This window comes from Saccharomonospora sp. NPDC046836, from assembly GCF_040645195.1.
Classification (GTDB): Bacteria; Actinomycetota; Actinomycetes; order Mycobacteriales; family Pseudonocardiaceae; genus Prauserella_A.
Genome location: NZ_JBEYXW010000031.1, coordinates 14,262 through 26,772 on the forward strand (window position 1 = coordinate 14,262; position 12,511 = coordinate 26,772).

The 12,511-nt window shown below is 67.8% G+C and carries 13 protein-coding genes; 7 read left to right on the forward strand and 6 right to left on the reverse strand.

The features are described 5' to 3' along the window. Positions 1 to 173: 173 nt before the first annotated feature. Entirely contained in the window at positions 174 to 1,226 is a 1,053-nt protein-coding gene (locus tag ABZ863_RS27265; RefSeq protein WP_358541138.1) for a PA containing protein, read from the forward strand. A 97-nt stretch (positions 1,227 to 1,323) separates the two neighbouring features. Here ABZ863_RS27265 and ABZ863_RS27270 read toward each other — a convergent pair whose 3' ends face one another. The 6 genes from ABZ863_RS27270 to ABZ863_RS27295 all read right to left on the reverse strand — a co-directional run bounded on the left by ABZ863_RS27270 (position 1,324) and on the right by ABZ863_RS27295 (position 8,064). Next, positions 1,324 to 2,616 carry a thymidine phosphorylase gene (locus ABZ863_RS27270; RefSeq protein WP_358541141.1) on the reverse strand — a complete coding sequence of 431 codons (1,293 nt, stop codon included), beginning with the start codon at positions 2,614 to 2,616 and terminating at the stop codon, positions 1,324 to 1,326. A gap of 4 nt (positions 2,617 to 2,620) precedes the next feature. Next, the gene (locus ABZ863_RS27275) at positions 2,621 to 3,031 is read right to left on the reverse strand and encodes a cytidine deaminase (RefSeq protein ID WP_358541143.1); all 411 of its coding nucleotides are present in this window, start codon (positions 3,029 to 3,031) and stop codon (positions 2,621 to 2,623) included. Beyond that, positions 3,028 to 4,287, reverse strand: a complete 1,260-nt coding sequence (locus ABZ863_RS27280) for an ABC transporter permease (protein ID WP_358541145.1) — start codon at positions 4,285 to 4,287, stop codon at positions 3,028 to 3,030. Before ABZ863_RS27280 ends, ABZ863_RS27275 begins: the two co-directional genes overlap by 4 nt. Continuing rightward, complete coding sequence (locus tag ABZ863_RS27285) at positions 4,284 to 5,402, reverse strand: ABC transporter permease (protein WP_358541265.1); 1,119 nt, start codon at positions 5,400 to 5,402, stop codon at positions 4,284 to 4,286. The genes ABZ863_RS27280 and ABZ863_RS27285 overlap by 4 nt, the downstream gene beginning before the upstream one ends. After that, positions 5,402 to 6,931, reverse strand: a complete 1,530-nt coding sequence (locus ABZ863_RS27290) for an ABC transporter ATP-binding protein (protein WP_358541267.1) — start codon at positions 6,929 to 6,931, stop codon at positions 5,402 to 5,404. The genes ABZ863_RS27285 and ABZ863_RS27290 overlap by 1 nt, the downstream gene beginning before the upstream one ends. 77 nt (positions 6,932 to 7,008) lie before the next feature. Beyond that, positions 7,009 to 8,064: a BMP family ABC transporter substrate-binding protein gene (locus tag ABZ863_RS27295; RefSeq protein ID WP_358541147.1), complete on the reverse strand. Its 1,056-nt coding sequence runs from the start codon at positions 8,062 to 8,064 to the stop codon at positions 7,009 to 7,011. Between the two features lie 265 nt (positions 8,065 to 8,329). Here ABZ863_RS27295 and ABZ863_RS27300 point away from each other — a divergent pair, with 265 nt between their 5' ends. The 6 genes from ABZ863_RS27300 to ABZ863_RS27325 all read left to right on the forward strand — a co-directional run bounded on the left by ABZ863_RS27300 (position 8,330) and on the right by ABZ863_RS27325 (position 12,507). Beyond that, the gene (locus tag ABZ863_RS27300) at positions 8,330 to 8,743 is read left to right on the forward strand and encodes a PE domain-containing protein (protein WP_358541149.1); all 414 of its coding nucleotides are present in this window, start codon (positions 8,330 to 8,332) and stop codon (positions 8,741 to 8,743) included. Then, positions 8,743 to 9,375: a DUF3558 domain-containing protein gene (locus ABZ863_RS27305; protein WP_358541151.1), complete on the forward strand. Its 633-nt coding sequence runs from the start codon at positions 8,743 to 8,745 to the stop codon at positions 9,373 to 9,375. Before ABZ863_RS27300 ends, ABZ863_RS27305 begins: the two co-directional genes overlap by 1 nt. Next, positions 9,375 to 10,751 carry a hypothetical protein gene (locus tag ABZ863_RS27310; RefSeq protein ID WP_358541153.1) on the forward strand — a complete coding sequence of 459 codons (1,377 nt, stop codon included), beginning with the start codon at positions 9,375 to 9,377 and terminating at the stop codon, positions 10,749 to 10,751. Before ABZ863_RS27305 ends, ABZ863_RS27310 begins: the two co-directional genes overlap by 1 nt. A gap of 2 nt (positions 10,752 to 10,753) precedes the next feature. Next, positions 10,754 to 11,452: an ESX secretion-associated protein EspG gene (locus ABZ863_RS27315; protein WP_358541156.1), complete on the forward strand. Its 699-nt coding sequence runs from the start codon at positions 10,754 to 10,756 to the stop codon at positions 11,450 to 11,452. A gap of 192 nt (positions 11,453 to 11,644) precedes the next feature. Continuing rightward, the gene (gene sdhC / locus ABZ863_RS27320; protein ID WP_358541159.1) at positions 11,645 to 12,091 is read left to right on the forward strand and encodes a succinate dehydrogenase, cytochrome b556 subunit; all 447 of its coding nucleotides are present in this window, start codon (positions 11,645 to 11,647) and stop codon (positions 12,089 to 12,091) included. Beyond that, positions 12,091 to 12,507 (forward strand): succinate dehydrogenase hydrophobic membrane anchor subunit, encoded by a 417-nt coding sequence (locus ABZ863_RS27325; RefSeq protein ID WP_358541162.1) that lies wholly within the window; start codon positions 12,091 to 12,093, stop codon positions 12,505 to 12,507. Before sdhC ends, ABZ863_RS27325 begins: the two co-directional genes overlap by 1 nt. The last annotated feature ends 4 nt before the right edge of the window (positions 12,508 to 12,511 follow it).

Consider the following 12,511-nt stretch of genomic DNA (forward strand, 5'->3'; position numbering starts at 1 on the left):
GGTACCAAGTCTCAGGCTCGACTCAAGCCTGAAGCTCGTTGACCATTCTGTTATTTCCGCTGCCGGACGACCACGTCATTGCCGAATTCACGGGGGCGATACCTTCGGCAATTGGACGGTCGATAGGCTGCCGCCACGTCCCATCTTTTCCCCGCCGATGAAGGACAACCGCAGTGACGACTGACAACCACCTTGCCGCCCCGTCGTTCGACCGGATGCGCAACATGCTGGTGCGCGCGGCCGAGGTCCGAGAGAGCGAGCAGCAGCAGATCTTCGACGCGCTCGATGACATCTACGCCCGGCTGGCTCCGGTCGACTCGCTCGGCGCGGTGCGCAAGCGGCTGTCCGAGCTGCCCGACCGCACCGAGGTCAGCGTGCTGGCCGAGCGTCTCGACGAGGCGATGACCCGGCTCGAGACGCAGGACAACGCGCTCGCCGCCCTCGCCCGCGCGGTTGAGTCCATCGTCGACAAGCTGGCCAAGCCGTTCGCACAGCTCGACGGCAGGCTCGACGGGGTCGCTGCCCGGTTCGAGGGCGTCGCCGGTCGCATGGACGGCCTCGAGGACAAGCTCGCGAGCATCCACCGCAGGCTCGACGAGCTGGGCGGCCACCTCGACAAGCAGGACGACAAGGTCGAAGCGCTGCCCGCGGCCGTCACCGGCCCGGTGCGCGAGCGGGTCGACACACTGGAGTCGAACGTCAAGGAGCGGCTGGAGCGGCTGGAGTCCGACACCAAGGAGCGCATTGGTGCGACCACCGACACGCTGCGCACGGCGCTGACCGAGACGGCGGAGATGGTCGACGCCTCCGAGCGGCTCGACAAAATCGGCGACCGGCTCGAGAAGGTCACCAACGAGCTCGGCGAGCTGGCCGGCAGGCTGGACAAGGTCGAGGAGGGCGTCATCGCCCAGCTCGGCGATCTCGACGGTTCGGTGCGCTCCGGTCTGGCCAAGGTGGACGGCACGCTGTCGAAGCAGCCGGACAACGACTTCTTCAGCTCGGTGGTACGTAAGAGCAACGAGGAGTCCGAGCGTCGCATCGGCGGCCAGCTCGACGAGGCCATGGCGACGTTCGCGGAGCTGATGCTCGGTGGCGGACCTGCCCCGCAGACGGTGGCCGTCGCCCCGCCGGCACCGCGGCAGCCCCGCCGGCGCAACGGTCGCTCGCCGAAGGGTGCCGCCGACGCCAAGGCCAAGACCGGCGCCGACACCGACTCCGACGACTGAAGTTTGCGGGGGCGACCCCCGCAGGCCCCACGTCGCTAACTCCTCAGCCTGGCGGGCGCTGGTTACGTCTTCCGGTAACCAGCGCCCGATTTCCGCGTCAGGAGCGAAGCGTTTCCAGCATGATGCCCTCGCCAGATGTGGCGGGGGCATTGCTGTTCTCCGACACGTCGTACGCACCGCTGAGCGCTGCCAGCGCGGCCGGCACGGTGTCCGGGGTGTCGGTGTGCAGTTCCAGCAGCGGCTGCCCGCGTTCGACGCGCTCACCGGGTTTCGCGTGGCAGCGGATGCCCGCCGCGGCCTGCACCGGATCCTCCTTACGCGCGCGACCGGCTCCGAGCCGCCACGCCGCGATGCCGACAGCGTAGGCGTCCAGCCGGGTAAGAGTTCCGGACTCCGGTGCCGTCACGACGTGCACGTGCTCCGGCTTCGGCAGCGGTGCCTCCGGATCTCCGCCCTGCGCGCGGATCATCCGGCACCATGTTTCGTATGCCTGCCCCGACGCCAGCACCGGCGCGGGGTCCACACCAGTGAGCCCGGCGAGCGTCAGCATCTCGCGCGCCAGCGCGAGTGTCAGCGCCACGACGTCGTCGGGACCACCGCCACGTAGCACCTCGACGGCCTCGGCGACCTCGACGGCGTTACCGACCGTGCGACCCAGGGGCGTGTTCATGTCGGTGAGCAGCGCCGTGGTGGCGACACCGTGCGCGGCGCCGATGCCGACCAGAGCGCTCGCCAGTTCCCGCGCCTGCTCCGGGGTTTTCATGAACGCGCCGGAGCCGACCTTCACGTCGAGCACGAGCGCACCGGCCCCCTCGGCGATCTTCTTACTCATGATCGAGCTCGCGATCAGGGGCACCGACTCCACGGTCGCCGTGACGTCCCGCAGCGCGTAGAGCTTGCGGTCGGCAGGCGCGAGAGTCGGCGTTGCCGCACACACGACCGCGCCGACCGTCTCGAGCTGGTCACGGATCTCCTCCGCCGACAGCTCCGCCCGCCAGCCCGGGATGGACTCGAGCTTGTCGAGCGTGCCGCCGGTGTGCCCGAGCCCCCGGCCGGACAGCTGGGGCACTGCGGCGCCGCAGGCCGCCACGAGCGGCGCCAGCGGCAGGGTGATCTTGTCGCCGACGCCGCCCGTCGAGTGCTTGTCCACGGTCGGCCGGGACACGCGCAGTGCCAGCCGCTCCCCGGACTCGATCATCGCGCCCGTCCAGCGCGCGGTCTCCTCGGCGTCCATGCCGTTCAGGAAAATCGCCATGGCGAGCGCGGCCAGCTGCTCCTCGGCGACCACACCGCGGGTGTAGGCGTCGACGACCCAGTCGATCTGCTCGGTGGTCAGCCGCGACCCGTCGCGTTTGGTGCGGATGACGTCGACCGCTGCGAAAGGTTCCACCAGCTCACTCCGGCAGGTCAGCTGGTCCGAACGCGTCCGGCAGCACCCTGTTCATGGGCAGGATCCCGTTCGGGGTGTCGACAAGGCAGTCGCCGCCACCCAGCTCGAACAGGATCTGCCTGCAGCGACCACACGGCATCAGCAGCTCTCCGGTTCCGGAACGGCAGGCGACTGCCACCAGTCGCCCGCCGCCGGACAGGCGCAACTGCCCCGCCATCGTGCATTCGGCGCACAGGCCGAGGCCGTAGGAGGCGTTCTCGACATTGCAGCCGGTGACCAGCCTGCCGTCGTCCACCAGTCCGGCGACGCCGACGTGAAGCCCGGAGTAGGGAGCGTAGGCCAGCTCGGCCGCGCGCACCGCCTCGTCGCGCAACCGTGACCAGTCCACAGTGGAGGCAGCGGGTTCCCCGGTCATCCGCTCTCCCCTCTCCGGTACGTACGACCCACCCATTTCGGCACCCGCAGCCGCTGCGCGGCCAGCGAGAGCACGAGCAGGGTCACCACGTACGGAGCGGCACCCACCAGCTCCGGCGGCACGCGGTCGGTTGACAGGAACCACACGATGAACCCGAGTGCGATCACCGTAGCCACACTCGCCACGACGTAACGCTTGGCGCGCAGCTGCACCACGGCGAGCACCAGCAGGGCGATGCCCAGCAGCAGGAGCAGTGCGTGCACGGCACCCTCGCCGCGCAGCTGCATGGCATCGGTGTAGCCGAACAGCCCCGCGCCCGCGGCGACTCCACCGGGCCGCCAGTTGCCGAAGATCATCGACGCCAGGCCGATGTAGCCGCGGCCGCCCGTCTGACCGTCACGGAACTGGCTGGAGCTCACGGCGAGGATCGCGCCACCAAGCCCGGCGAGTGCGCCGGACATGGTGACCGCCGCGTACTTGTACTTGTAGACGTTCACGCCGAGCGACTCGGCTGCCTGCGGTGCCTCGCCACAGGAGCGCAGCCGCAGCCCGAACGCGGTGCGCCACAACACGATCGCCGTGAGCACGAACAGCGCGATCGCCAACAGCGTCAGCAGTGACAGATCGGTGGTCAGACCGCGCAGCAGGCCCGCGAGGTCGGACACGAAGAACCAGCCCTGCTGCTCGATGTCGCCAAGCACGGACGACAGGCCCGGTACCGACACGTGGGAGACGTCCTCGATCGGCGGCGACTGCTTCTGCCCACCGCCCGGTGCGTCGCTGAAGTACAGCTTCGCCAGGAACAACGTCAGCCCGGGCGCCGCGAGGCTGATGGCGACACCAGAGATGATCTGGTCCACACCGAACGTCACGGTCGCCACCGCATGGATCAGCCCGCCGATCGCGCCGAGCACGACGCCGGCCACGATCCCGGCCCACGGGCCCCACTGGTAGCCCGCGAACCCGGCGCCCCAGGTGCCGAGCACCATCATGCCCTCGAGACCGATGTTGATCACGCCGGCCCGTTCGGACCACAACCCGGCAAGGCCGGCCAGCGCGATCGGGACCGCGGCCGTCAGCGCCGCGGCCACGGTGCCGCTGGAGGTCAGATCGCCCGCGCCGGTCAGCACACGTACCAGGGACACCACGGCGAGCGCCGCGACAGCGACGATCAGGTAGATGCTGGGCGAGCGCCGCCGGCGCACCGGTGCCGCCACACTCTGCTGGGGCCCGGTTGCCAAACTTGCGCTACTCACACCCCCACCTCCTCAGGCGACTTCGTGGTGCCCAGCGCGCGGCCGACGTCGTGCTGTTCGAGCCGCAGCTTGTAACGGCGCACCAGCTCGTAGGCGATCACCACGGACAGCACGATCACGCCCTGCATGATCACGACGATTTCCTTAGGCACGCCGGAGAGGTCTAGGACATTCGATGTCTGGTCGAGCGTGCCCCACAGCAGCGCGGCGAACGCCATCCCGATGGGGTGGTTGCGTCCGAGCAGCGCGATCGCGATACCGGTGAACCCGAGACCAGCCGGGAAGTCCAGCGAGTACGAGTGCGAAGCGCCCAGCAGCTGCGGAATCCCGACGAGACCCGCGACGCCGCCGGAGAGCAGCATGCTCGCCACGACCATCTTCTTGACGTTCACGCCACTGGCGACTGCTGCCGACTCGGACTCACCCGTGGCCTTGAGGTCGAAGCCGAACCTGGTGCGGTTGAGCATGAACCAGTAGGCGACACCGACGGCCACCGCGAGCACGATCAGCCCGAAGACGTCCGATGAGGACCCCTCGTACGGGATGCCGGGCACCTGGCCACCCTCGGTGATCGGAGCCGTGCCGATGTTGTTGCTGCCCGCCGTCGTCACCGCGAGCCGGTTCGGGTTGAGCAGGAACGCCACCAGCGCGGTCGCGACCGCGTTGAGCATGATCGTCGAGATGACCTCGCTCACGCCACGCGTGACCTTGAGGAACCCGGCGATGCCAGCCCACAGTGCCCCGACGAGCATGGCGGCCGCGATGGTCATCGCGATCCGCAGGACCGACGGCAGCGAGTCCATGAAGGACGCACCGGCGAGCGCGGCCGCGAGCATCGCGGCGAGCCGGTACTGCCCGTCGACGCCGATGTTGAACAACCGCATCTTGAAACCGATCGCCACCGCGACCGCGGACAGGTAGTAGGTCGTTGCGCTGTTGAGCGAGTTCGCGATGGTGCGCGGCCGCTCCAGCGAGCCGATCATGTCTTCGGCCACCCCGAGCGGCGGGTGCCCGGTGATCGACAGGATCGTGCCGCAGACGATCAGTGCGAACACCAGCGCGCCAACGGGTGCGGCGAGCCCCAGCGACACCGAGCGCAGCGAGATCCGTCCCATCACGCCCCCTCCCCTGCACCCGTCATGGCCGAGCCCAGCTCCTCGGGCGTCACGGCGTTCGGGTCGTACGATGCCACCAGCTTGCCGCGCAGGATCACCGACAGGCTGTCGGACATGCCAATGAGCTCGTCCAGGTCGGCCGAGATCAGCAGCACGGCCAGGTGCTCGGCGCGGGCCTTGCGGATGTGCTCCCAGATCGCGGCCTGCGCGCCGACGTCGACGCCACGCGTGGGGTGGGATGCGATCAGCAGCACCGGATTGCCGCTCATCTCCCTGCCCACGATGAGCTTCTGCTGGTTGCCGCCGGACAGCGCGCCGACGGCCACGTCGATGCCGGGCGTGCGGACGTCGTACTCGGCGACGATGCGTTCGGTGTCGGCACGGGCACCCGCGCGGTTGATCAGCACGCCACGTGCGCTCGGCGCCTTCGTCTGGTGGCCGAGGACGCGGTTCTCCCACAACGTCGCCTCGAGCAGCACGCCCTGGCGGTGCCGGTCCTCCGGGATGTATCCGATTCCGGCGTCCCGGCGCCTGCGGGTCGACAGCTTCGTGATGTCGGTGCCCCGCAGGCGGATCTGTCCCGCCTGCAGTGGCCGGATGCCCATCAGCGCCTCGACCAGCTCGGCCTGCCCGTTGCCCTCGACGCCCGCGATGCCCAGCACTTCGCCGGCGTGAATGGTGAACGACAGATCGGAAAGGACGGTGCGACCGTCCGAAGTGGTCACCGTGAGACCGGACACCTGCAGCACCGGCTCGTCGGTGACGGTCGACTCACGCAGTTCCGGCACCGGCAGCGCGCTACCCACCATCAGCTCGGCGAGCTGGCGCGAGGTGACCTTACCGGGTTGCACGCTCGCGACCGTCGTGCCCCGCCGGACGACCGTGATGTCGTCGGCCACGGAGAGCACCTCGTCGAGCTTGTGCGAGATGAACAGGATCGTCAGCCCCTCGGCCTTGAGCTCGCGCAGGTTGCCGAACAGCTCGTCGACCTCCTGCGGCACCAGCACGGCCGTGGGCTCGTCCAGGATCAGGATGCGGGCACCGCGATAGAGCACCTTGAGGATCTCGACGCGCTGCCGCTCACCGACACCGAGTTCATCGACGAGCCGGTCGGGATCGACACCGAGTCCGTACCGCGCGGAGATCTCCTTGATCCTGGCCCGCGCGCCGGAGAAGTCGATGCCGGCGCCTGCCCTCGGCTCGTTGCCCAGCACGACGTTCTCGAGCACCGTGAGGTTGTCGGCGAGCATGAAGTGCTGGTGGACCATGCCAATGCCGGCGGCGATGGCGTCGGCGGGAGTGTGGAAGTCGACCGGCTTGCCGTCGATGGAGACCGTTCCCTCGTCAGGACGCTGCATCCCGTAGAGGATCTTCATCAGGGTCGACTTGCCGGCGCCGTTCTCCCCGACGAGGGCGTGCACGGTGCCGCTTCGGACGCGCACGTTGATGTCGGAGTTGGCGACGACGCCGGGGAAGCGTTTGGTGATGCCTCTCAGCTCGACGGCAAGCGCTGATTCGCTGCTACTGATGGTGCACGCTCCTTGCTCGCGAACACCGACGGGCCCGAGGGGTCACCTCGGGCCCGTTCGGCTCGGCTATGCCCGGCTCACGTGGTCGATGGGACCGAGATCTCGCCGGAGATGATCTTCTGCTTGTACTCGTCGAGCTGCGGCTTGATGTCGTCGATCATGCCGCCGCTCGTGGAGAAGTCGATGCCACCGTCCTGCAGGTCGTAGACGGTGTTGCCGGCTTTGAAGGCGTTGTCCCGCACGGACTGGATGAAGTCGTAGACCGCAACGTCGACGCTCTTCACCATGGAGGTGATGATCACGTCCTTGACGTCGGCCAGCGAGGGCAGGTTGTACTGGTCGGAGTCGACACCGATGCCCATCGCGCCCTTGTCCTTGGCGGCACGGAACACACCGCTACCGGAACCACCGGCGGCCGCGTAGACCACGTCGGCACCCGCGTCGAACATGCCGTTCGCGGCGGTCTGGCCCTTGGCCGGGTCGTTGAACCCGGAGAAGTCCGGCGGCTGGGTCAGGTACTTGACCTGCACGGTCGCGTCCGCCTTGACGGCCTTGACGCCGGCGGTGTAGCCGACCTCGAACTTCTGGATCAGCGGCGTGTTCACGCCACCGACGAACCCGACGTTGCCGGTCTCGCTCTTCAGCGCGGCGGCCACGCCGACCAGGAAGGAACCCTGCTCCTCGGCGAAGGTCAGGTTGGCGATGTTGTCGCCGGTGTCGGTCCCGGGCGTGAAGTCGTCAATGATCGCGAACTTGACCTCGGGGAAGTCCGTCGCGACCTTGCCCACCGGCCCCGCGTAGGCGTACCCGACCGCGATGATCGGGTTGTAGCCGCCCTCGGCGAGTTGCCGCAGCCGGTCCTCCTTCTGCGCGTCGGTCTCGCCCTGGCTGGCCTCGAGCTCGGTCACCTCGATGCCGAACTCCGCCGTGGCCTTGTCGAGTCCACGCGCGGCGGAGTCGTTGAACGACTGGTCGCCGCGGCCGCCGATGTCGTAGGCAAGGCCGATCTTCAGGGCGCCTGCGTCCCCGCCCTCGGCACCACTGTCGCCATCGCTGGACGACCCGCATCCGGCCAATGCCAGCACGCCGGCCATGGCGATTGCCGCCAGCGCTCCACCACGCTTTCGACGCACGGTGTGTCTCCCTCCCCGCTGTTCCAGCGGACGAACTGAGAACGGCCCGGCGCTCCTGCCGGGCCGACTGGCGAACGGTACCGCCTGCTCCTGATATGCGGCATACGGACGCCACCGTGCGTAACCCAAATGTTTGTTGCCAAGTCACCCAGCGATCAACTGCATACGGTGAGTGATCAAAAGACGACAAAGCCGCCACAAACCGGAACCAGCCGTCTACGATCAGTCGTCGAAGCCACCAGGCGGACGTTGGGGAGCGAAAACCGTGTGGGTCGACGAGAGCGCGCAAAACAAGGACAAGGCCAACCCAGCCGGCTGGGTCGAACAAATCGGCCAGGCGACCAACCAGCTCGGCAGCTTCGCCTACGACGAAGGCACGCTGACACGCATAGCCGACCGCTGGCAACTCATCGCAGACCGGTGCCGTGACGCGATCGGAGAGGCAATGCCGTTGACCAAAGTCGTGGGGCCGGGTCTTGACCTGGCCAGTGGGGCGATGGCGGACAAGGCCAACGCATCCGGTCAGGCCTACCTCAACATGATGAAGTCCATGCGCGCGTACTGCCAAACACAGGCTGACCACTGCCGGAAAGCCCTGGGCACCTACACCGAGCACGAGGACGAAACCGCAGCAACAGCCAGAAGCCTTAACCCAGGCAACGAAGGCGGGACCATCTGATGCGCACCCGCATCCTCGCGGCCCTCGCGCTGATCGCCGCTGCACTCATCGCCAGCTGCACCAGCACCGAAGCAGGAACACCACGAGCCAGCACGACCAGCTCAGACACGCCCACGACGTCTGCGCCCACAACGACGGCAACGTCAGGCCTACCCGCCTACGGCGCACCGAAAGTCCAGAACCCCATCGAAGACGCCCGACGCTTCCAAGACAACCCCTGCTCAATGCTCACCACGGAACAAGTGCGGGAACTCTTCGGCGAACCACTCCAAGGCGAAGCACGCGACGGCACAACAGGCCCCGCCTGCAACTGGCGTGACGGGCGCGGCGCCACTCTCGGAATTCTCTGGGCAAGCAATTTCAAGCAGGGATTGTCACCCTTCTATGCAAATCGAGCTGACACCGACTTTTTCGAAGAGCTGCCAGCCATCGACGGAAACCCCACGGTCGCCTACGGTGGTTCGGACGACCGTGAGACCGGTACCTGCCTGGTACTTGTCGGCGTAACCGACGAGCTCGTCTACCAAGTCGGCGTCGGCCAGTCTCCATCCAAAATCGGCAATACAGACCCGTGCGAAGTGGCACATACCATTGCTGGAATGACATTGGACACCATGCGAGGGGGCGCGTGATGGCGGATATCGGATCGCTGATCGGTGACATCTTCAACACCGGCCGGTCACCGGAACAGATCTACATCGACCTCACCACCGGGCCCGGGGCCGAAACCGTGGCCGCGGCGAGTGACGGTTCGGCCGCGCAAGCCGAGCTGCACGGCGAGATCATGGACCTGATCGCCCAACAGCATGCCGATGTCGCCTCCGGCTGGCAGGGCGAAGCCGGTGCGGGGGCGGCCAACGCCGCCACACCGGTGTCGCGCGTCGCGGAGAATGCCGCCGATCAATTGCAGATCTCGCACTCGATGCTTGCGATGCAGACCGATGTGTTCCAGCATGCCAAGAACAGTGTCGTCGAGGTACCCGAGAATCCCAGCAAAGCCGAATTCGTCACCTCGGCCTTTCCGATGCTCACCGATTATGCCGCGAAGTCAGCCGCATATCAGGAAGCGTCCGAGAACAACAAGCACGTATACGAAATGTATTACAGCCAGTCCGGGCTGGTCGGCAACACCATGCCTACCGATTACAGCAATTTGCTCGCCAATACCGACGGCATGGAGATCACGACGACATCCGCGACCGTCGAGTCATCCGGCGGGCGACCGGCAAACGGCATCCCGGCGCCAGGCGCCACCTACGCCGGTCCCCCGCCTTCGGCGACGGCTCCAGCCGGCGGCTTCGTCGACCCGGACGGTACCCATGCGCTCCGCACCCGGCCGGCAGGCAGGACCGTATCGGCTCCCGCGGCCAGCGCCGAGTCGGACAGCACCAGCAGCTCCGGGTACGTGCGCCCCGGCAGCGGCGGCACCACCAACCCCATCGGGACCGGGCAGGGGCCGGGCACGACCGCACCGCAGGTACCGGGCGGCGGCACGCCTGCCCAAGGTACGACCGGCATCGGCGGCGGACTGTACGCCCCTGGAACCGGTTCAGGCCCCGTGACCGGACGACCCGGGACCGGTTCGGACACGGTGACCGGACGCCCAGGAACCGGCTCCGGAACCGTGACCGGCAGGCCGGGAACCGGCTCCGGACCCGTGACAGCACGCCCTGGATCCGGATTCGCCGGTGTCGGCAGTGGCGCCGGAGCCAGCCCCGGCCCCGGCGAAAGCGCCAGGGGCACAGGCGGGGTGCTCGGTGGTGGTCGTGGTACCGGCGCGGCACCGGTGAGCGGCCCCGGCGGCCCTGCCGCCGCTGGTGCGCAGCAGGCCGCGACGACTGGTCGTGGCGGTCCAGGCGGCATGGTCGGCCCCGGCGCCGCGGGCAGGGGCAAGAACGCCGAGGACCAGGACCACCGGCGCCCGGACTACCTGCAGGAGTACGACCCGCACGACGTGTTCGTCGGCGAACTCGGCAGGACCGCGCCTCCGGTCATCGGCGAGAAGTGACCGTGTGGCGTGACGACGTGATGCTGCACCGCGTCTCGGTGCTGCACACTCTGGCCAAGCACAACATCGGGCACGCACCGGAGATCCTGGCCGGCGACGACGTCTGGCTCCCGCCGGAGTCGCGCGCCCGGCTGGACGAGGCGGTGAACCAGGACCTCGCGGGGCAGCGGCTCCTCACGAGGGACCGGCTCGACGACGACTTCTACGACGTGCTCAACGTCATAGCGCGACCGGCGCGCGAATACTTCGGCTGGGTCCAGGACGAGGAGTACGGCAACTACGCCCTCTCCGTGGCGGGCTCCGGCCGCAGCTGCGTGCTCGTTCTGCGCAGGGGCAACTGGGTGCGGTTCATGCCGGCGCAGGCCGATCGCATGGCCGAAACGTGGCTCGACCAGATCCGCGCTGTTCCGGCAGGCGGCGCGGCAAGCATCAGCCTGCCGGAGGCCGAAGCGCCCTGGGTCACCGGTGAGCCATGCACGCCGGAGGCCCGGCGCTTCCTGACACTGCTCGACCTGCCGCGCTTCGGTGGTGGGCAGGTGCACGCCCGGTCCGGTACTGAAAAGAGCGCCCCGCTCACCTACCTCGACACCACGGACGGTCGCTGGCTACTCAGCAGCGACGGCGATGGCCGCGACCGGTGGATCACCGCGGCGCCCGGCACGCCTGCGGAGTTCGCACGCAAAATGCACGCAATGGTGTGATCGGGCTCGCATTCACAAGGCTTTCTGAATCGAATGAATTGTCTGGTCGATCACACAGAACAACCCGAGGTTCAGTCACCCCGGTGCTACGGGTCTAGCATCCCCTCATATCCACGCTCGACGACCCTGACCTCGGCAAAGTCGCGGTCCGCCGGGCTCAAGTCCATCAGTGACGTTGGAGGCCGTACACCGATGTCCACCACTGCGAGCACCGTCCCCGGGACGGGAGCGAGTGATCGGGCGGGCGCCTCACGCCGGAGCGGAACGTTCTATCGCGGCGACCCTGGCATGTGGTCCTGGGTCCTGCACCGCATCACCGGCGTGCTCACGTTCTTCTTCCTGTTCGTGCACGTGCTCGACACCGCACTCGTGCGCGTGTCACCCAATGCGTACGACGAGATCATCGAGACCTACAAGAGCCCGATCGTCAACCTCCTCGAGGTCGCGCTCGTCGGCGCCGTGCTCTACCACGCGCTGAACGGCATCAGAGTGATCCTCGTGGACTTCTGGTCGAAGGGACCGAAGTACCAGCGCCCGATGCTCTGGTCGATCATCGGCATCTGGGTCGTTGTGATGATCCCGGGCACCTACTTCATGCTCGAACGCACCGTGAGTGACCTGTTCGGAGGCGGCAACTGATGGCTGAAGCGCTCGCACTCGACAAGCCGCGCTCGCCGCGCAGGCCCGCCGCAAGGCGGAGCAACTTCGAGCTCTACAGCTGGCTGTTCATGCGCATTTCCGGCCTCGCTCTGGTGGTGCTCGTGCTCGGCCACCTGTTCATCATGAACATCCTCGACGGCGGCGTGCACCGCATCAACTTCGCCTTCGTCGCCGGCCGGTGGTCGTCACCGTTCTGGCAGCTCTGGGACCTGTCCATGCTGTGGCTGGCACAGCTGCACGGCGGCAACGGCCTGCGCACGATCATCGACGACTACGCGCGCAAGGACGTCACGCGGTTCTGGCTCAAGATGGTGCTCTACGTCTCGATGGCCGTGATTCTCGTGCTCGGCACGCTGGTGATCTTCACCTTCGACCCCAACATCCCGGCCAGCTGACACT